19 protein-coding genes are annotated in these 18382 nt (G+C 54.5%); 5 read left to right on the top strand and 14 right to left on the bottom strand.

Translation table 11 applies throughout. The annotated features are described in order from the left end of the window. Window position 1: 1 nt before the first annotated feature. Window positions 2–1321 carry an HD domain-containing protein gene (locus tag ABNS49_RS08640; RefSeq protein WP_135979791.1) on the bottom strand — a complete coding sequence of 440 codons (1320 nt, stop codon included), beginning with the start codon at window positions 1319–1321 and terminating at the stop codon, window positions 2–4. Window positions 1322–1425: 104 nt separating this feature from the next. Here ABNS49_RS08640 and ABNS49_RS08635 point away from each other — a divergent pair, with 104 nt between their 5' ends. Continuing rightward, complete coding sequence (locus tag ABNS49_RS08635) at window positions 1426–3042, top strand: putative manganese-dependent inorganic diphosphatase (protein ID WP_135979790.1); 1617 nt, start codon at window positions 1426–1428, stop codon at window positions 3040–3042. A gap of 66 nt (window positions 3043–3108) precedes the next feature. After that, window positions 3109–3810 carry a YoaK family protein gene (locus ABNS49_RS08630; protein WP_135979789.1) on the top strand — a complete coding sequence of 234 codons (702 nt, stop codon included), beginning with the start codon at window positions 3109–3111 and terminating at the stop codon, window positions 3808–3810. Between the two features lie 102 nt (window positions 3811–3912). Here ABNS49_RS08630 and ABNS49_RS08625 read toward each other — a convergent pair whose 3' ends face one another. The 7 genes from ABNS49_RS08625 to ABNS49_RS08595 form a co-directional block, all read right to left on the bottom strand. Continuing rightward, window positions 3913–4674, bottom strand: coding sequence for an enhanced serine sensitivity protein SseB C-terminal domain-containing protein (locus tag ABNS49_RS08625; protein WP_135979788.1), 762 nt, complete (start codon window positions 4672–4674; stop codon window positions 3913–3915). Between the two features lie 2 nt (window positions 4675–4676). Then, a complete protein-coding gene (locus tag ABNS49_RS08620; RefSeq protein ID WP_288342769.1) occupies window positions 4677–5999 on the bottom strand; it encodes a metallopeptidase TldD-related protein in 1323 nt (440 codons plus the stop codon). Next, window positions 5992–7380, bottom strand: coding sequence for a TldD/PmbA family protein (locus ABNS49_RS08615; protein ID WP_288342771.1), 1389 nt, complete (start codon window positions 7378–7380; stop codon window positions 5992–5994). The genes ABNS49_RS08620 and ABNS49_RS08615 overlap by 8 nt, the downstream gene beginning before the upstream one ends. 80 nt (window positions 7381–7460) lie before the next feature. Further along, window positions 7461–7970: a hypothetical protein gene (locus ABNS49_RS08610; protein ID WP_135979785.1), complete on the bottom strand. Its 510-nt coding sequence runs from the start codon at window positions 7968–7970 to the stop codon at window positions 7461–7463. 242 nt (window positions 7971–8212) lie between these two features. After that, entirely contained in the window at window positions 8213–8464 is a 252-nt protein-coding gene (locus tag ABNS49_RS08605) for a DivIVA domain-containing protein (RefSeq protein WP_135979782.1), read from the bottom strand. Window positions 8465–8580: 116 nt separating this feature from the next. Further along, on the bottom strand, window positions 8581–9276 hold the full coding sequence (locus ABNS49_RS08600; protein ID WP_135979781.1) for an N-acetylmannosamine-6-phosphate 2-epimerase: 696 nt from the start codon (window positions 9274–9276) through the stop codon (window positions 8581–8583). 88 nt (window positions 9277–9364) lie between these two features. Beyond that, window positions 9365–9988 carry a hypothetical protein gene (locus ABNS49_RS08595; protein ID WP_135979780.1) on the bottom strand — a complete coding sequence of 208 codons (624 nt, stop codon included), beginning with the start codon at window positions 9986–9988 and terminating at the stop codon, window positions 9365–9367. A 143-nt stretch (window positions 9989–10131) separates the two neighbouring features. Here ABNS49_RS08595 and ilvC point away from each other — a divergent pair, with 143 nt between their 5' ends. The 3 genes from ilvC to ABNS49_RS08580 all read left to right on the top strand — a co-directional run bounded on the left by ilvC (window position 10132) and on the right by ABNS49_RS08580 (window position 12244). Continuing rightward, window positions 10132–11157: a ketol-acid reductoisomerase gene (gene ilvC / locus ABNS49_RS08590; RefSeq protein WP_135979779.1), complete on the top strand. Its 1026-nt coding sequence runs from the start codon at window positions 10132–10134 to the stop codon at window positions 11155–11157. 101 nt (window positions 11158–11258) lie between these two features. Beyond that, a complete protein-coding gene (locus ABNS49_RS08585; protein ID WP_135979778.1) occupies window positions 11259–11579 on the top strand; it encodes a hypothetical protein in 321 nt (106 codons plus the stop codon). A gap of 143 nt (window positions 11580–11722) precedes the next feature. After that, complete coding sequence (locus tag ABNS49_RS08580; RefSeq protein ID WP_135979777.1) at window positions 11723–12244, top strand: GNAT family N-acetyltransferase; 522 nt, start codon at window positions 11723–11725, stop codon at window positions 12242–12244. Here the strand turns inward: ABNS49_RS08580 and ABNS49_RS08575 are convergent. The 6 genes from ABNS49_RS08575 to amrA form a co-directional block, all read right to left on the bottom strand. Beyond that, window positions 12238–13038, bottom strand: coding sequence for an ABC transporter ATP-binding protein (locus ABNS49_RS08575; protein ID WP_135979776.1), 801 nt, complete (start codon window positions 13036–13038; stop codon window positions 12238–12240). The genes ABNS49_RS08580 and ABNS49_RS08575 overlap by 7 nt on opposite strands. Beyond that, complete coding sequence (locus ABNS49_RS08570; RefSeq protein ID WP_135979775.1) at window positions 13038–14042, bottom strand: iron ABC transporter permease; 1005 nt, start codon at window positions 14040–14042, stop codon at window positions 13038–13040. The genes ABNS49_RS08575 and ABNS49_RS08570 overlap by 1 nt, the downstream gene beginning before the upstream one ends. Further along, on the bottom strand, window positions 14035–15042 hold the full coding sequence (locus ABNS49_RS08565; protein WP_135979774.1) for an iron ABC transporter permease: 1008 nt from the start codon (window positions 15040–15042) through the stop codon (window positions 14035–14037). Before ABNS49_RS08565 ends, ABNS49_RS08570 begins: the two co-directional genes overlap by 8 nt. Next, a complete protein-coding gene (locus ABNS49_RS08560; protein WP_135979773.1) occupies window positions 15039–15986 on the bottom strand; it encodes an ABC transporter substrate-binding protein in 948 nt (315 codons plus the stop codon). The genes ABNS49_RS08565 and ABNS49_RS08560 overlap by 4 nt, the downstream gene beginning before the upstream one ends. An 84-nt stretch (window positions 15987–16070) precedes the next feature. Next, complete coding sequence (gene amrS, locus ABNS49_RS08555; protein ID WP_135979772.1) at window positions 16071–16886, bottom strand: AmmeMemoRadiSam system radical SAM enzyme; 816 nt, start codon at window positions 16884–16886, stop codon at window positions 16071–16073. Continuing rightward, window positions 16883–18274 (bottom strand): AmmeMemoRadiSam system protein A, encoded by a 1392-nt coding sequence (gene amrA / locus ABNS49_RS08550; protein WP_288341949.1) that lies wholly within the window; start codon window positions 18272–18274, stop codon window positions 16883–16885. The genes amrS and amrA overlap by 4 nt, the downstream gene beginning before the upstream one ends. Between the last annotated feature and the right edge of the window lie 108 nt (window positions 18275–18382).

Below are 18382 nucleotides of genomic sequence, written 5' to 3'. Positions count from 1 at the left end.
CTCAATGAATCCTTTCCTTTATAAAACGCGTCAATCCCTCCCGGGTATTTTGTTCCGGATGGTAAAACGCAAAATCCAGCATACTTTTCAACGCCTGGCCAACCGCTTTTCCCTGAACCGGCGCCAGAGCCATGACATCCTGCCCCGAAAGCGCCAGATCCGCCAGACAAAGCGGACGCCTCTTCGACTCCTCCTCGTAAAAACGAATCATTTCCCCAAGCGCGGCCAGCCGCTGTCGGCCCACGTTTGAATGCGCCATGATATCCGCGTACTGCACCGCGAACAACCGCCGCATCATTTCCTCGTCCCAGCCTTGCTCGACCCGAAACCGATACAACCACTTCAAAGACGGTTTCACGATCTCGTCATGATAACGAACCAGTTCCGGAATCGTCTTTTTCCACGCGTTCGGCAGTTTCAAATCCCGGCAAACCCGCTTAGCGATTTCGACACTCACCTTGGGATGGCCCTTGAAATGGTCCCGGCCGTCAGGATCGGTCGTGCGAACGAATGGCTTCCCCAAATCGTGGAGCAGCAAAGCAAACGCGCACATCGGATCAAACGAGCGCAAATGGCCAATCGCGCACAACGTGTGATCCAGCACATCCATCGAATGATACGGCGTGTTTTGTTCACAATGGGCCGCCGCCTCCAATTCCGGCAGCCACGGACGCCACAAAGAAAGCATCTTCCGCACCTGAAACGGATCGTCCCGCAATATCCGCATCCATTCCGGAAGCAACCGCTCCACCGCCACGAATCGAATCAGCGCCGCGTTTCGCTCGATTGCCGCCAAAGTCGACGGCTCGATCGCAAAGCCAAGCGAAGCCGCGAACCGATGGGCCCGCACCATGCGCAGCGCGTCCTCCTGAAACCGGCGATCCGGATCCCCGACCGCCCGGATTCGCCGCCGTGCCAAATCCCCTCTTCCGTCAAACGGGTCGACGATTCCGGTTTCCGGCGCGTAGGCGATCGCGTTTATCGTAAAATCCCGCCGCGCCAAATCTTCCCGCACATCTTTGACAAAACAAACAGACGTCGGATGCCGGTGATCCACATACCCGCTCTCCGTACGAAACGTCGTCACCTCGACATGCTCGTGGTCGACAACGACCGTCACCGTGCCATGCCGCACCCCTGTCAAAATCGTTTTTTCAAACAACGCCATCGTCTGACGCGGCAGGGCGTCGGTACACAAGTCATAGTCGTGCGCTTTCCGCCCCAGCAGCGTGTCACGCACGCCGCCGCCTACGACATAGCACAAATAGCCCGCCGCATGGAACCGGCGCATGATTTTTTGAATGGAATCCGGAAGTTTCATAGTGCTCCTCTCTGTTCTTTTCCTATTATAAAAAAAGTGTTTCTTTTCTACACGAAGTTTTTCGTTTTGTTTCCCTTTTCAGGGATTTATGGTACTGTTCAAGTATGAACACGATATATATTACCGGCCACCGGCACCCGGATTCGGACTCGATCGTGGCCGCCATCAGTTACGCCTACTTAAAAAATCAAAACCAGATTCCCGCCGTGGCGTGCCGTCTTGGCCCGCTCAACGACGAAACCGCCTATTTGCTCAACCGGTTCCACTTTGACGAGCCCCCACTGCTCGAAGACGCCAGAGTGCGGCTGTACGATTTGCCGCTCGAGCGCCCGTATGTCGTCGAGCAGGACGCGACCATCTTTGAAACGCTCGAGAAAATGCGGCGCTGCCATCAGCCGTTCATGGCCGTCGTGGACAGCGAGCAAAAAGTCGTCGGCATGATCACGACCAACGATTTAGGCGTCATCGCCCTGGCCGACACCGCGCTTGGCATCGACCTGCTCAAAGACGTCAAAACGAAAGACGTCGCCAAAACGCTGGACGGCAACCTCGTCTTCGACGACGAGCAGCTCCACCTGAACGGAAAAGTCAGCATCGTCACACTGTCCCGGCACAAGGCGGACCGCTACCAGGTCAAAGACCGCATCGTCATTATCGGCGACGACACGGCTTCCCAAAAACAAGTGCTCGAGCAAGGCGCCGGCATGCTCATTATCGTCTGGAGCGGCCACGTCGACGAGGAAGTCCTCGAGCTCGCCGCCCAAAAGCACTGCCCGATCATTATATCAGGTCACGGCTCGATGAACACTTCCCGTTATTTGTTTTTCGCGCCCACGATCCAAAAACTCATGTCCGGCAGCGTGCACATGTTTCACATCGACGAGTTCATGGAAGACGCCGCCAAAAAAATGCGCAAAGACCGCTTCCGCGCCTATCCGGTCGTCAACGACCAGCACCGGCTGGTCGGCTACTTGCTCAAAGACGCCGGAATCGACTACGAAAACAAGTCGATGATCCTCGTGGATCACAACGAGTTTTCCCAATCCGTGCCCAACATCGAAAAGGCGACGATTCTCGAAGTCGTGGACCATCACCGCATCAACGACTTCTCCACGACCCGGCCGATTTATTTCCGCAACGAAATCATCGGCAGCACCACGTCCATTATCGCCAGCATGTTTTTCGAAAGCGGCATCGAGCCTCCAAAAGCGCTGGCCGGCCTCATGCTGGGCGCCATCATCTCGGACACGATGAACTTCCAGTCCCCGACCACCACCGCCAAAGACATCGAGCTGGCCGAGCGACTTTCCCAAATCGCCGCCGTCAAAACCGACGATTTGGCTTACGACATGTATTTCATGGCATCCAACTGTTCTCAAAAAAGCGCCAGCCGCTTTTTGGAAGAAGACGTCAAAGCCTTCACCATCGAAAGCCGCAACGTTTTGATCGCGCAAGCCGTGATTCCCAGCATCGAGGACATCGCCTGCACCGCCCAGCAAATCGAGGAAGCCCTCGAGGAGCAGGCGCTTCGCAAAGGCGCCGACCTGTTTGTTATGGTGTTTACCGACATTTTGCAAAAAGGCTCGTACTTTTACTTTGGCGGCCCGCTCAAATCCGTCCTGGAAACAACGGAACAAACGCCTTTGTTCATGGAACACGTCCTGTCAAGAAAAAATCAAATTCTTCCCTGGATCACAAACCGCCTCAAAGACGCGCTTTAAAAAGCACATGTTTTTCAAAAAAACACAAAACACCGTATAGTAAAGCTAGAAAAGGCGGGTGGTTTTATGGATCCTGTACGTCAAATCATTCAGGACGAAAAACATGGAGAGGATTCTTTGCGAGTCGGGATACTCGCCAGCGCGAGCGTGGGGATCATGGACGCGGGATGCTACGTCACCCGCGGCAAGGTATTCGCGTCCAGTCAAACCGGAAATCTGCTCTATTTGGGCATGGATATCGCCAACGGCGACTTTTCCCAAATCTTGAAATACACCTTCCCCGTGTTGCTTTTTGTGCTCGGCGTCGTTTTAGGCACCCATTTTCATTTGCACGACGATCGGAAAGGATGGCGCATCGGCCCGGCCCTGTGCGAAATCGTCCTCATCCTCATCGCCACGATGCTTCCCGCCTCGTGGAACGCGCTCGCCAATCCCATGTTCGGACTCGTCTGCGGCCTGCAAGCCATCACCTTTCGACGAATCCACCACATTCCGCTGGCGACCGTCTACTTAAACGGCAATTTACGCGAAGCTGTCGAACGCCTTGTCAAGTACATCCATCTGCGCGACAGCGACGACATGTACCGGTTTTTGCTGAGCATCATTCTCGTCGTCACTTTCTTAGTCAACGTCATTATCGGCGCGTTTTTCGCGCAGTTTATGACCCACTACGTGACAATCATCGCGGCCTTGCTGCTGGGCGTCGACGTGTTCATTATGATGCACGACAAAGCCAAACACGACCATGCGGAAAACGCGGCCTCCTAATTCCCATAAAAGCCAAACCGGCGTCTGATTCACACGAGTCATTCGCCGGTTTTTTATAGATCCGCAAAAAAGCGGCAACGTTTTTACGCGGCCGCTTCCGTTCTAGTTTTTAATATAAATCGGCGTGGAATCCGCCATGATTTGCTGCGCGACTTGCATCGTCGAAAAAATAAACTCCATGTCCTTGCCATCCGTTTTTCCCCGGCACGCTTCGCCAAGGCGTTGAAACAGTTTGGGATCTTGCGGGTTCATATCCACGATGACGAGCCAGTGCACATCGTCGCCTTCCAGACGCTCTTTCAAGTACACTTCCTGAATCGACGGAATTTTCTGCGCCTCCTCGTTGAGCGCCGAAATCAGGGCCTCCACCTTTTTCAGCGGCTCGCGCACTTGCAGCTGCTCGCCTTTTTTCAGCTTCGTCGGCTTGATCACCGTTTTCTTTGTCCGGGCGACGCCTTCCAAAAATTCCACGTCGATCGGCACGTTTTCCGTAAACGGATCGAGCACGATGCCCTGGATCTGCCCTTTCGCCATGTCCACAAACGACATGAACTGGTCGAAGGACAGCACGAGCGCATGGACGGTGTCGTCGTGATTGGCTTGTTTCAGCTCTTCAAAACTCGTAAACATCGGGAAATACATGTTTCCTTGCGCGTCCTGCATGATCATGAGCTGAATTTTCGTGTTCGGCTCAAACACAAGCTGCCCGTTCTCGTCTTTTTGAGGTTCCTGATCCCACATGGCGGGCGCGAGTACGCTCGTATCGCGCAACGTCCGGGCCATGTCGTTGATCGTCTGCTGGTTTTCTTCTTTTCTTAACGCTACCAGCGCGTCTTTTAATTGTTGATTGTTGTAAGGTGCCATATTTATTCTCCACTAATCGCGCACTGCTTGAACAAGATGCTTGGCGACGCGATCTGCTTGTAGCTCCAATCCAAATCGCTGCCAACCGCTTCCACCTCGTTCATCAAATCGAGGAAACGTCCCGCCACGGTAATCAAAGTCACCGGATCGCCTCGTTTGCCATCCTTTACCAAATAGCCGCTCGCCTGCAAGGAAAACTGCGTCGACGCGAAATGCAGCCCGGCATGCAGTCCCATCAAATCGGTAATGACCAGCCCGTCGCCCATGCGCGCCAACAACGCGTCCAAATCCTCGGTACCCGGCTCGATCCACATATTCATCGGGCTGACACGCACCGGGGAGGCATAACCCGACTTAAAGCCGTTGCCTGTGCTTTCCACGTTCATTTTCGCCGCGGACCGGGCATCGTACAGCGGCTGCTCGAACACGCCATGATCCACGACGGTTTTGCGGCGGGTCGGAAACCCTTCGTCGTCGAACGCCGCCACCGAAAGCGCGTCGGTATGGCGCGGATCGTCGAAAATCGTGATTTGCTCCGAAAATATTTTTTTGCCTAAATCCTTGGAAATCGGGGAAATGCCCTTCGCGATCATGTCGCCGGAAAACAACCCCGCGAACGCCCCAAACAGCGACGTCATCGCGTCCTTTTCAAACACGACCGGACACGTCCGGGAAGGAATCGAATGCGCGCCAAGTTTTCCCAGCGCTTCCTCGCACACCTCTCGGACAAACGCGTCGACGTCAAATCCGGCATCGTATACGATCCGGACTTTGGTCGCGTCTTTGTACTCGCCGTTTTCCAGCGCGACGATCGTGCACGCCACATATTGAACCGCGTCCTCATCCGTCAGCTGCACACCAAGCGAATTGGTGATTTCACGACCGCCTTTGGCTTCCTCGTATCCCAAATAGCCAACCTGGACGATTCGTGGATCGAACGCCAGCGCTTTTTTCTCGATCGCCTGCAGCATCGCTTCGATTTGCTCAACGGAAAGCGGCTCGAACCGATGTGGATTTTCCAGCGCGACGACTTCATGCACCGGCGTCAGGGCGACCGCCTCCTCGCTCGACACGATTGCCGTCTGTTCCAGCAGCGCGCGCAGCGCCTCGTCCATTTTCCCGTCGTCGACTTCCTCCAGCGCGATCGTCGCCACATTGCCGTCCTTGATGGCCCGCAAGCTTGTGCCCAGCACTTTGCTTGTCACAAACGTGTCCAGCGTTTGCTCGAACCATGTGAATTCCTTTTGCGAAGCGAGCGCCTGGTAAATCTCGAACTGCTCCAGGCCAAGTTCTGCGGCCCGCTTCATCCATGCCTGCTTATTCATTGGCCGTTCCTCCTACTGTGATTTTTGAAACGCGAATGCGCGGTTGGCCGACATCGGTCGGGATCGAGCCGCTGCTTGAGCCGCACATCCCCTGGGAACGGCTCAAGTTGTCGCCCACCATGTCGATATGCATTAAAATCTCCTTGCCGTTGCCAATGAGGGAAGCGCCTTTGACCGGATCCGTGATTTTTCCGTTTTCAATCAAATAGCCTTCCTGCACCGCGAAATTGAACTCGCCGGTTTGCGGATTGACGCTGCCGCCTCCCATCTTTTTCGCGTACAAGCCTTTTTCCACGCCATCGAGCATGTCTTCCAGGCTGTCGGTGCCAGCCGCCAGAAACGTGTTGCTCATGCGGGAAGTCGGTTCGAATTTATACGACTGCCGTCTCGACGACCCGGTGGAAGCCATGTTCATGCGGCGGCCGTTGAGCGTGTCGACCATATACGATTGAAGGATCCCGTCCTTGATCAGCACCCGTTTTTGCTGCGGATTGCCTTCGTCATCCACGTTTTGGGAGCCCCACGCGTTGGGAATCGTCCCGTCGTCGATGGCTGTCACCTTTTCGGAAGCGATGCGCTCGCCAAGCTTACCGCAAAAAACCGACTGGTTTTTCGCGACCGCCGTCGCTTCCAGCGAGTGGCCGCACGCCTCGTGGAAAATCACGCCGCCAAATCCATTGTCGATAATGACCGGCATCTTGCCCGACGGACACGGTTTTGCCTTGGTCAGCACGATGGCGACCCGCGCCGCTTCCTGACCAATGGCTTCCGGCGTCGTGGTGTCGAAAAACTCAAGCCCCATGCTGGCACCCGGCGAAGCGGTTCCCGACTGGAGCGTCGTTCCGTCGCTGGCGTACGCCGCGCAAGCCATGCGGGTGCGAATGCGCGTATCCTGCACGAGACGTCCATCGGAGTTCGCGATTTGCACATGCTGGCGCACGGCGCTTAGCGTTCCGTTGACTTTCTCGATTTGATCGCTGGCCGCGAACGCCGCCTTTTGCGCCCGGTCGAGCAAAGCCACTTTTTCTGCCAGCGAGGCGTCGACAGGATCCACGGCGACCGGATGGTTGTTTTTGACAGGCGTCGGGTGCAAAACAACGTCCTTTCCTTGTTCCTCTTTCCCGATGGCCGCCCGCAAATCGTCGATTATTTCCTCAAGCGTCGCGTTGTCGAGCACGTTGGTATATCCATAGACTGAGCGGGTTCCGGCGTACAACCGGATTCCGATTCCGCTGCGCAGCACCCGGTTGACGTCTTCGACGGCGTCGTTGAGCATCGAAATCGCTTCGCTTGTTCCATCTTCTTCAAAGATTTCCGCGAAATCCGCCTTGGAGCGCATGCAGCGGGTCAGCATCCGTTCCAACTGTGTTTTTGATAGCATACATTTCCTTCTTCCTAATTCCATGATTGATGATTCTCATTATAGCACACACCACGCAAAAAAAAGGACGCGCCGCGTCCTTATATGAGAATCTCCTCCAGGACGCTTTGAATCATTTCGTCCACATCCGCCGGATCCATCCAGGCGCGCAGATTCTTTTCGTGCTCGCTCTTCCATCGAACAAGATGCCGGCCGCTTTCGTCGTCGTACAACGCGTACAGCACCATGATATACAGGGAATCCAATACGTTGTAAAGTCCCGAACCGCAATCCACGTTCGCCATCGCCAAAAGAATTTGGCTGCGCAGCTTCATCAGCCGATTCGCGAACGTATGCGCCGGGGGATAAAAATCAATCGTGAAGCCTTGCGCGGCGATGATTCCGTTGCGTTTCGAAAAAGAATACAGGATGTTGGGCTGCTGGTCGTCCATGAACATCTTCACTTCCGCGATCAGCTCTTCCCACTGGCGCATCGCCACTTCGTTGGCTTTGCTGGCGTATTGCGCCTTCAGCACTTGCAAGTGGCTTTCAAATCCCTGAAATCTTCCACACTCGTAGGCGGCCATTCGTAAATTTTCATTTCCTAACATGCTCGACACCTCCTGTTTTTCCCTTCCTTGCCGGATTCGATTTCCGCGCGCTGGCGGCCATCCCTATATATAAAAGTGTCGATCCCATTCTTTTTGTTCTCCTTCATCATATTCCTTCTCCCTCTTATGAAAAATCATAATAAATTTAGAACAAATGTCAACACTTTTTGGGATGAATTTGTGAAATGCGGTTTTATATGCACTTTTGCCAAAAAAAAGCAGAAATCATTCCGATTTCCGTTCTAGGCTTTCGCCTCTTCGCGGAGCTGCTGGTTTTTCGCTTGCAGCGCCCGGGCCTGCTCCTGAAGCTGCGCCGATTTCATCTGGAACCGGTGCAGCGCCTCGTCAAGCTCCTGGACCTTCTCGTCATACTCTTCATAGTCTTCAATGACTTGATCCAAAAACGCGTCCACCTCCTGGCAGCCGTACCCGTTGGCGCAAATGGTAAAATCCTGGCTGTATATCGTATTCGGATCCAATTTGATGTTTTCCATGTTCGATCTCCTTACCTGCTTTTAAACAAGTCCCATCATAGCAAAGACCCCTCCAAAAGGAAATTAAAAAGCGCTCGCCATTTCCAGCCAGCGCTTCGCGAAAAATCCGCTTTTCTTTATTTTTCAATCGCGTCCACGAACCGTCTTGTAATGACTTGCGGACGGGTGATGATCGAGCCAACCACGACGCTGTAGGCGCCCAGGTCAAGCACGCGTTTCACCTTTTCCGGAGAGTCGATGTTTCCTTCCCCGATCACCGGATGCTTGGCCGTCTTCAGCAGCTCGCGAATGATTTCAAAATCGTTCGTTTCGATTTTGTCGCCTTCGCTTTCCGGCGTGTAGCCTACCAGTGTCGTGCCAATGAAATCAAAGCCGAGATCGTCGGCGTGTTTCATTTCGTCGAGCGTCGCGCAATCCGCCATCCAAAGCTGGTTTGGATATTTCGCCTTCATTTCGGCGAACATGTCGTCAAGCGATTTGTTGTCGGGGCGCTGACGGCAAGTCGCGTCGATCGCGATGACTTCCGGCGGATTTTCCATCGCCATCAGCTCGTCCACTTCCGTCATCGTCGGGGTAATGTATACGTGGTTGTCGCCATACTGGCGCTTGATGATGCCAATCACCGGCAAATCGACTTGTTTTTGAATTTCCTCGATGTCCGCCACCGTATTCGCGCGAATCCCGCTGGCTCCGCCTTCTTTGGCCGCTTTGGCCATCCGACCCATGATGAAAGAAGAATGCAGCGGTTCTTCAGGAAGGGCCTGACAAGAAACGATCAATTTTCCTTTGGCTTGTTCGATTTTGTTGTTCATAATGCAGCTCCTTTTATTATATCTATATACTTTATTATAGCGGAAAAACCCGGATTTGGGCACGAGTTGTACCAAAAAACAACGTATTTTACTCTTCCATCCGCAAAGGCCGCAAAATTCCTTTTTCCTCCAGCAGCTTTTGTTTTATGACAAGCAAATCCGGATAGGCGATCACGTCGTACTCGGCGCGCTGAAGCTGCAGCTCCATCCACGCCAGCAGCGCTTTGAGCTCCATCCAGCCCGCGCTTTCGCCATGGCCGGCGTCGACCAGGGCGTGGATCCCGTCCTCGTTCAACGCGTCGCGGTATATCGCCAGCGTCGTGCACGCTTTCGGCCCGAATCCTTTCGGGGCGAGCGTGGTTTTGATGGGCTCGTACAACGCGTGCCGGCATGCTTCGAGCAGCGCTTTGGCGTAAAAAAGCGCCGCGGCCGAAAAATCGGCTTCCGGGTCGTCCTCGTAATAGTCTTCCATATCGTCCGCCGCCTCCAGAGCGTCCTGCATCTTTCCGGGCAGATCGACAAACAGCGACTCCTCGAATCCGAGTCGTTCCGCCAGGGAAACCTCTTTTTCTTCTTCCGCTTCTTCGTCCTTTTTCGGGGCGTTTTGGCTCATCATCTGCCGGGCCATGTCCTGAATCCGGCTCTTCTCCTCGTCGGAGAGGGAATCCACCATATTTTTTATCGCTGAGAAATCAATATCATTCCAGTTCATCGTTTTTTCTTCCTTTCCGTTTTCTTATTGTAACGCAAAACGGTTATGAAACAAAGGTTTCATACATCGTGAAAAACTTTCATTCTTTCTTGAACATTTTTTCAAATTCGATTATAATGCCCCATAAAGGGAGATGTATAAATATGGAAAACGCAAAGATCTTTTACGAAAACGATTGCAATATCGGATTATTAGACGGAAAAACGATCGCAATCATCGGCTATGGCTCGCAAGGTCATGCCCACGCATTGAATCTGAAAGAGTCGGGTTGCCATGTCATTATTGGATTGTACGAAGGTTCCAAATCATGGGAAAAAGCCGAAAAAGCGGGATTCGAAGTATATACGGCTGCTGAAGCCACCAAAAAAGCCGACATCATCATGGTTTTGATCAACGATGAAAAACAAGCGGCGCTCTACGAGGAAAGCATTAAACCGAATTTGAAAGAGGACGACATGCTCATGTTCGCGCACGGTTTCAACATTCATTACGGCTGCATCCAGCCGCCAAAAGATATCGACGTCGCGATGATCGCGCCAAAGGCGCCGGGGCACACCGTTCGTTCCGAATACCAGGCCGGCAAAGGAACGCCTTGCCTTATCGCCGTGGAGCAGGACCACTCCGGCAAAGCGTGGGATTTGGCGCTGGCGTACGCGGCGGCCATTGGCGGCGCCAGAGCGGGCGTGCTGGAAACGACGTTCCAGACGGAAACCGAAACCGACTTGTTTGGCGAGCAGGCCGTTCTTTGCGGCGGTGTCGTCGCTTTGATGCAGGCGGGCTTTGAAACGCTTGTCGAAGCGGGCTACGATCCGCGCAACGCCTATTTCGAGTGCATTCACGAAATGAAGCTGATTGTCGACCTCATTTATCAAAGCGGTTTCGCGGGTATGCGCTACTCGATTTCGAACACGGCGGAATACGGCGACTACATTACCGGACCAAAAATCATCACGGAAGACACGAAGAAAGCGATGAAAAAGATTTTATCCGACATCCAGGACGGCACGTTCGCCCAGGACTTCCTCGTTGGTATGTCCGACGCGGGAAAACAAACAAAATTCAAAGCGCTGCGCCGCAAAGCGGCCGCCCATCCAAGCGAAAAAGTGGGCGAGGAAATCCGCAAGCTGTACAGCTGGAACAACGAGGACGAGCTTCTCATCAATAACTAGCCTTTCAAGGACTTTTGAAAAAAATCAAAAGTCCTTTTTCCTTTTTTAACTTGTAAGCGTTTTCATAAGCGAGTAAAATAAAAGAAAAAGGAGATTTGAATATGACACACGAACAAATCGCTGCCTACATGCAGCCCAAGCTCCAACAGGCGTTCGACGACGTCATGGACGACGTGACGCAAGCCAACCGGCTGTCGGTGCTCGCCAAAATTTATCACGAGCTGTATGACACCCCGGAGGAAAAGCTCCAATGGCTCGACGACGAGGAGCTCAAAGAAATGATCCTGACGATTTACTACTCCCTTTCGCGCCAGCGCCACGCCCTGACAAGCGGCGTCGCCAAAGAAGTGAAAAAATACGTCAAATCAAGCTACAAGGACTGGAAACTGCTCGAGGAAATGACGACCGACGGCGACGATTAAAAACAAAGCGAGTCCCCGCGAAAAAGCCGGGATTCGTTTTCTTTTCTGCGCTCATAGAGTATCCGTGCACACAACACGCGCCCTTTCCACTAAAATAAAGACGTACCCATGAGGATACGCCTTGTTTTTCAGGAGTCCAAATTATGCTAAAATATCAATTTATCCATTCCACCCGACATCCGGATTACGCAAATATCCAGTCGTTGTACCGCCATTCCTTTCCCCCCAACGAGCGGAAAGATCTCGTCAAATTGATCGACGACGACCGTTTTGCCAAAGTCGTTTCCTTTCACGACGAAGCGCAATGGGTCGGCTTCGCCTCCTTGCTCATCGTCCGATCCATCGTTCACATCATTTATTTTTGCGTCGAGCCAAAATTAAGAGACAAAGGCTACGGCTCGAGAATCCTGCAAACGATTCAAACCGCCCATCCCGACCAGGCGATTTTAGTCGACATCGAAACGATTCACGAACACATCGACAACCGGGAGCAGCGCGTCCGAAGAAAAGCGTTTTACCTTCGCAACGGCTACCAGGAAACAAACATCCAATACACGTGGCAAAACGAGTCGTATGAAATTTTAAGCGCGCAAAAGACGATCACGCCCGACGACTTCCAGCGGTTTTGGGGTACTTTGTACCAAAACGGTTTCGAAGGCTATTGAGCCAGCCGGTACGTCAGCATCGTCGGCCGCCCCGACCACGGATCTGGCACAAGATAGGCGTCCAGGCCAAACACGTCCCGCATCATCTTTTCGGTCATGACGGATCGCACATCCCCTTCAAACAAAATGCGCCCATCTTTCATCGCCACCATAAAGTCGCTAAACCGGGCCGCCAAATTCAAATCGTGAATGACAAGAACGATCGTCTTGCCCGCAGTTTCATTGAGTTTTCGCAGCAGCTCCAAAATTTCCAGCTGATGCGCCATATCCAAATACGTCGTCGGCTCGTCGAGCAAAATGAGCGGCGTGTCCTGCGCCAGCGCCATCGCGATCCAGGCCCGCTGACGCTGTCCGCCCGACAACGTCGCGATATCCCGCTCGCGTAAATCGTAGACCCCCGTGTTTTTCATCGCCTCGTCGATCAAGGCGTGATCGGTCGAATCCAGCGCCCCGAATCCTTTTTGATACGGATAGCGCCCGTAAGACACAAGTTCTTCCACGCTCAAGCCGGCCGGCGCCTGCGGGGCTTGCGGCAGCAGGGCCATTTGCTTCGCCACTTCCTTTGTCGGCGTTTGAAAGATGTTCTTTCCTTCCAGCAGCACTTCGCCGCTTTCAATCGAAAGAACGCGGGCGAGCGCTTTCAGCAAAGTCGATTTTCCGCAGCCGTTGGGACCAATCAGCGCCGTGATTTTGCCGCGGGGAATTTTCACATCCAGCCCGGGCACGACGATTTTGCCATCGTAGCCGATTTTCAGCCCTTTTCCTTCCAAAATCGTTTTCTCTTTGTTTTCCATTACTTCTCCTTTACTAGCAAATACAAGAAATACGGAGCCCCAAGCACCGTCGCCACGATGCCGACCGGAATCTCGTTGGGCAGCAGCAATGTGCGCGAAACAATGTCCGCGCCCGTCAGTAGCACGCCACCCAGCAACACGCTTCCAATCACGAGCACCCGATGATTGACACCCACGAGTTTGCGTGCCAGGTGAGGACAAATCAAACCGACAAAACTCAAGCCGCCGCCGACCGCGCAGCAAAGCGAGGACAAGGCGATGGCCGCCAGCAAAAACTTTTTCGTCTGCCTCTTGACATCCACGCCCAGCGCCGTCGCCGGAATTTCGCCCAAATCAAAGAGGTTGAGCGTTTTCGCTCCATAAAACGCCACCCCCAGCAGCGGAACAAACCCGACCGCGAGCAGCGCGGCGTTTCCCCAGCTCGCGCCCCAAATGTTGCCGGCCAGCCAGTTTTGCACAAACGCATAGTCCTGATCGGGCAGCCGCAGCATCAGCATCGTCGTCAAAGAGGAAAGCGCCAGCGAAATCGCCACGCCCATGAGCAGCAGCCGCTTCGGATGCATCTTCTGACGGACAAGCGCCAGCCGGTATTCGAGTCCAAACACGCCTAGCGCGCCGGCAAACGATAAAACCGGCAGCCAAAACGAGAAACGATCCACGCTTTGTTTAAAAAAAACGAAAAACACCGCCAGCAGCAGACCCGATCCCGCGTTCATCCCCAGCAGCCCCGGGTCGGCCATCTCGTTGCGGGTCACCGACTGCATGAGCATCCCCGACACCGACAACCCGACGCCCACAAGCAAAGACACGACGATTCGCGGCATCCGCAACTCTAAAAACGTATACGTCAGCGCCCGGCTCGCCCGGCCGCTCAAAATCTCCCCGATTTGCGTCAGCGAAATGTTCGCGTAGCCGGACTGCAAGTCGACCACGACCAATCCAAGCAGCGCCACCAGCAGTCCAAGCAGCACGACGCGCTGTCTTCTCTTTTGTTTTTTACTCAAAACCGCGTCCTCCTTTGCGCGCCAGCGCCACGAACACCGGCACGCCGATGATCGCGAAAATCAAGCCAACCGGCGTTTCGGATGGCGCGTTGACTACCCGGGAAATCAAATCCGCCACGACCATAAACAGCGCCCCCGTCACCATGGAAGCCGGAATGAGCGTTTCATAGCTCGGCCCGATCCAAAACCGCGCGATGTACGGAACGAGCAAACCGACAAACGCGATCGGTCCCGCCAGCGCCACCGAGCAAGCCGCCATGAGCAGCACGGCCGCCAGACATTGAAGCGTCGCCCGTTTGACTGGCACCCCCAGGCCTTGCGCGACCTCTTCGCCAAGCGAGAGCACCGCCACTTTTTTCGCCAGCAGCAAACCCCACACGAGGCCCGCCAGCAAGATCGGCCCCACGATTTTCAGCTGTTCCATCCGAATGCCGGCCACGCCGCCAGCGCTCCAAAACGCCAAGTCCTGTCCCGTATTCGTAAACAAGGAAATGGCCTGGGCCAGCGACGTGAACAACATGCTGACAGCCAGACCCGCCAGCACGAGCCGGCCGGTATCGAACGGACGGCGGCCGACCCGCATGGAGCCAAACACAAGCAAAGCCGCCACTGTGGCGCCCGCCATCGAAGCCAGGACGCTCCATCCAAAATCCATCGTGGAAAACACGCCAAGGCAAAGCGCCAGCGCGAACGACGCGCCAGCGTTGATGCCAAGCAAGCCACAGTCCGCCAGCGGATTGCGTGTGACCCCTTGCATCATCGCCCCCGCGCAAGCCAGGGCGGCGCCCACAAGCAAATCGCCAATCGTGCGTGGAATGCGCAGCTCTAAAACCGCCAAATGCGCGTGGCTCGTTCCATCGGGCGAAACGAGCGCCTGAAGCACTTCCAAAACCGGGATTTTCGTGCTCCCTAAAAAAACAGAAAGAATCGCGGCGAAAACCACCGCGATACAAATCACAATCATATAAAAGGCGGGCTTGATTTTAACCGTCTTTCTCATTCCTGCACCTCTTTGCCCGTTAAAAACGCGTACAGCTCATCGAGCTGGCCGTTGAGCGAGATCGGATCCCGATGCATGAACGCCACTTGCCGATACGGAAGCACCCGCTTTGCCTGTACGGCCGGCAAGTTGTTCCAAATCGCCGAATCCGTGACAAAATCCGGATCCGTGTCCGAAAGGACGCCGTATAAAATATAGTCCCCGGTATAGTCCGGCAGCGCTTCAAGCGAAACGACTTGGTACGCTTCGTCCCCATCGACCATTTCCTTTTGCACGGTTTCCGGCGCTTTCAGTCCCCACAAATCGTAAAGAATCGTTCCGCCCCGGGCGAAATGACTGCCCATGGAGTAAATTTGCTGCGGCCACACTTCCACGATCGAAACGGTTTTGTCGCCAACCGCCTGCTGGACTTCCGGCTTGGTTTTTTCCACTTTCTCGTGGAATTTCCGCAAATATTCGTCCGCTTCCTTTTCTTTGCCAACAAGTTGCGCGATATAGCGAAACAGCTGCTCGTCGCTGCGCTTTCCGTCCTCGATGTACACCGTCGGTGCGATTTTCGAGTATTTCTCGTAATCCGCTTCGGTAATCGTCACGATCAAATCCGGCTCAGCGGCCGCGATCATTTCCTGCGCGGTTTCCGCGCTGGTGATATTCATCGGTTCAATGCCTTCGACTTGATCCGCCAAATACGGATTGTCCAGCGCGTACGGCGAGGCGATGACCGGCTTGGTGTCCACCGCCAGAAACTCGCCCAAATAGTAATCGGAAACGATTCGCTGCGGATGGGCCGGGATCTCGACCTCCCCCTTGTCCGTTTGCACGACTTTCGTTTCTTCGGCGGCGGATTCGTCCGCCGGACGACTCGCGCACCCGCTCATATAAGCGATAGAGAAAACCGCCGCCAGGGCGATTCCTATCTTTTTTATTTTCTTCAATGCTCGCATGTGTTTCTCCTTCGTCAATCGTTAGTTTAAACTAACTAGTGGTATGATCCTACCATCCTTCCTCTGGCTTGTCAACGAAAAACATCATACATTTCCTAGCACAACCTTGTCGAGATGCCGAAGGGCCACCGCTTGAAGCGCTTGCAGCGTTTCGATGGACGTCGCGGGCGTTTCCTCTTTCCATCGTGGAAAGTATCGGGTCAAATGCAGCGGAATCGACGGAGAAATCGACGCCACAAAGCTGGAGAGCGCCTCCATTTCCTCCAAGCTGTCGTTTTTTCCCGGCACGACAAGCGTCGTCAGCTCGACGTGCGCATCCGTCGCCGCCCGTTCAATGAATCGTTTGACGGTTTCCAGATTCCCGGACACATAGTCGTAGTACGCGTTGGAAAAGCCTTTCAAGTCGATGTTAAACGCGTCGACATACGGCAGCACCTTTTCCAAAACAGGAAGCGTCACGCTACCGTTGGTCACGACGACGACCTGCAAGCCTCTCGCCTTGGCCAGCCGGCCGGTATCGCGGATAAACTCCCACGAAAGCATTGGCTCGTTGTATGTGAAGGCGATGCCGATGTTGCCGCGCGGAACGAGGGAAACCGCTTTTTCCACAAGTTGTTCGGGTGTCACCCAGGCGCAGGATCCATCGAGATCGCGTTGCGCGATTGCGTGGTTTTGACAAAACGGACACGCCAGATTGCATCCGTAGCTGCCGACCGACAAAATCATCGAGCCGGGATGGAAAAACGCCAGTGGCTTTTTCTCGATCGGATCCAGCGCGAGCGCGCTGATCTTCCCGTAGTTGCGGTCGACGATCACATCCCCGACGCGCTGCCGCGCCTTGCACCAGCCAATCTGTCCTTCGGCAAGCGCGCAATGGCGAAAACATGTCTCGCATTTCATATGTGGCGCTCCACCTCAAAGCGTTCGAGCACGCAATCCGGCTCGTTTGGATCGAGTCCCGCTTTTTGTTTCGCGATGGAAAGCTGCATCTCCACGGTGTCCACGCCTTCCAGATCCGGCAGCAGCAGCCCGCGCTTGTTTCCTTTCGTCACGATGACACCGTACCGCTTGGGATCGAGCGAATCGGAGGAGTCGATTCGAGACGCCGGACCGAGGACGTCAACATGGATCTCAAGCGATTCGAGCTCCCAGGGCTGTATCGCTGGAAAACGCGGATCGCGGGTGGCCGCGGCGATGGCGTTGCTCACGATTTCGCTGGCGACGCACTCGCGCGTCGGACTCGTCGTGCCGATGCAGCCGCGCAGCCGGCCGTTTTCATGGATGGATACGAAGACCCCGGCGCGCTCCTTCAACAGTTTTTCGGGCAAATCCATGGAAGGCAGTGTCAACTCGTTCTTTTCGATTTCGTTGTTGATGGTGGTCCGCGCCAGCTTTACGTAGTCGTCCTCCCGGGCGACGCGAGCTTCGTAGTCTGCCCGCGCCTGCGCGTTGGCGGTTATTAAAAAGTGCCGAAGCGGATCCAAGCCAAGCGGGGCGTAAGACACGACGCCATAGCCGACGCCAAACGGCGCCGCGTGCGCTCCCTCGCTTGCCATGACGGCGAGTCCGTCCAGCGCGCCGGCCAGCACGCAAAACGATTTCTGCCCGCAAACCATCGCCTCGTCGGAATCGCGTTCGGGAATCGAAAGCAGGGCGAGAAAATTGCCGGTTTTTAAGACGCGCATCATATTCTCGTCGTAAACGGGACCGCACGCTTTAAAGCCATAGGCGCCGTCCTCCTTTTGGCAGTGGCTCAAATCGCCCGATCCCACAATAGCGACGCGTCGACCCAGCTTCGCGGCCGCGCGTTGAACGATCGAACCCAGCTGATAATGCAGGCGGGCGTTGACGCCGCCAATGCCGATCCGGATGAACCGGGTCGACGCCGGCAAGTCTTTCAAAAAATAGAGCGGCACCATCGTGCCGTGGTCGAGCAGGCCGTCCTGCTTGCCTAGCGTGCCGGCGGGCATATCCTCCTGAAGGCACATCGCGCTGATTTCCTCAATGAGTTCGGTATCGTAGCGGATTTGAAAGCGGTCGATGGAATCGCCAAAAGCGTGCAAATCGCCGACGCCTTCCTTCCCGCTGGAAATTTGAATGTAGTCGAAGTAGCTTGGCGCGTGCGGCGAAACAATGACCACGGTTTCCGGTTGGGAGGCGATCAGTTTTTGCGCGGCCGCCCGGTACGCGTCGAGGATGGGCTGCGCCTGGGCTTCCCGTCCTTGTCCAATGTTGGGCAAAAAGATAGGCGGATGGGGCACGACCATCGCGTTTGTGATTGGATGCATACAACATCATCTCCTTTTTCTTGATTATATCGAAACGATCCGACGACGTAAAAAGAAACACCACATACGAAAAAAGGTTCAAGGCGTCCCTCAAACCTGTTTATAGTC

The organism is uncultured Dubosiella sp. (genome assembly GCF_964018005.1).
GTDB classification, from domain to species: domain Bacteria; phylum Bacillota_I; class Bacilli_A; order Erysipelotrichales; family Erysipelotrichaceae; genus Dubosiella; species Dubosiella muris.
Note: the sequence above shows the minus strand (reverse complement) of the source record. Positions and strands in the feature narration are given on the sequence as shown.

Coding starts and splice junctions, on each gene's coding strand:
- ABNS49_RS08620 (WP_288342769.1), bottom strand. CDS start 5,999: ATGAATAAGCAGGCATGGATGAAGCGGGCCGCAGAACTTGGCCTGGAG.
- ilvC (WP_135979779.1), top strand. CDS start 10,132: ATGGAAAACGCAAAGATCTTTTACGAAAACGATTGCAATATCGGATTA.
- ABNS49_RS08635 (WP_135979790.1), top strand. CDS start 1,426: ATGAACACGATATATATTACCGGCCACCGGCACCCGGATTCGGACTCG.
- ABNS49_RS08625 (WP_135979788.1), bottom strand. CDS start 4,674: ATGGCACCTTACAACAATCAACAATTAAAAGACGCGCTGGTAGCGTTA.
- ABNS49_RS08600 (WP_135979781.1), bottom strand. CDS start 9,276: ATGAACAACAAAATCGAACAAGCCAAAGGAAAATTGATCGTTTCTTGT.
- amrA (WP_288341949.1), bottom strand. CDS start 18,274: ATGCATCCAATCACAAACGCGATGGTCGTGCCCCATCCGCCTATCTTT.
- ABNS49_RS08565 (WP_135979774.1), bottom strand. CDS start 15,042: ATGAGAAAGACGGTTAAAATCAAGCCCGCCTTTTATATGATTGTGATT.
- ABNS49_RS08585 (WP_135979778.1), top strand. CDS start 11,259: ATGACACACGAACAAATCGCTGCCTACATGCAGCCCAAGCTCCAACAG.
- ABNS49_RS08605 (WP_135979782.1), bottom strand. CDS start 8,464: ATGGAAAACATCAAATTGGATCCGAATACGATATACAGCCAGGATTTT.
- ABNS49_RS08560 (WP_135979773.1), bottom strand. CDS start 15,986: ATGCGAGCATTGAAGAAAATAAAAAAGATAGGAATCGCCCTGGCGGCG.
- ABNS49_RS08595 (WP_135979780.1), bottom strand. CDS start 9,988: ATGAACTGGAATGATATTGATTTCTCAGCGATAAAAAATATGGTGGAT.
- amrS (WP_135979772.1), bottom strand. CDS start 16,886: ATGAAATGCGAGACATGTTTTCGCCATTGCGCGCTTGCCGAAGGACAG.
- ABNS49_RS08615 (WP_288342771.1), bottom strand. CDS start 7,380: ATGCTATCAAAAACACAGTTGGAACGGATGCTGACCCGCTGCATGCGC.
- ABNS49_RS08610 (WP_135979785.1), bottom strand. CDS start 7,970: ATGTTAGGAAATGAAAATTTACGAATGGCCGCCTACGAGTGTGGAAGA.
- ABNS49_RS08580 (WP_135979777.1), top strand. CDS start 11,723: ATGCTAAAATATCAATTTATCCATTCCACCCGACATCCGGATTACGCA.
- ABNS49_RS08575 (WP_135979776.1), bottom strand. CDS start 13,038: ATGGAAAACAAAGAGAAAACGATTTTGGAAGGAAAAGGGCTGAAAATC.
- ABNS49_RS08630 (WP_135979789.1), top strand. CDS start 3,109: ATGGATCCTGTACGTCAAATCATTCAGGACGAAAAACATGGAGAGGAT.
- ABNS49_RS08640 (WP_135979791.1), bottom strand. CDS start 1,321: ATGAAACTTCCGGATTCCATTCAAAAAATCATGCGCCGGTTCCATGCG.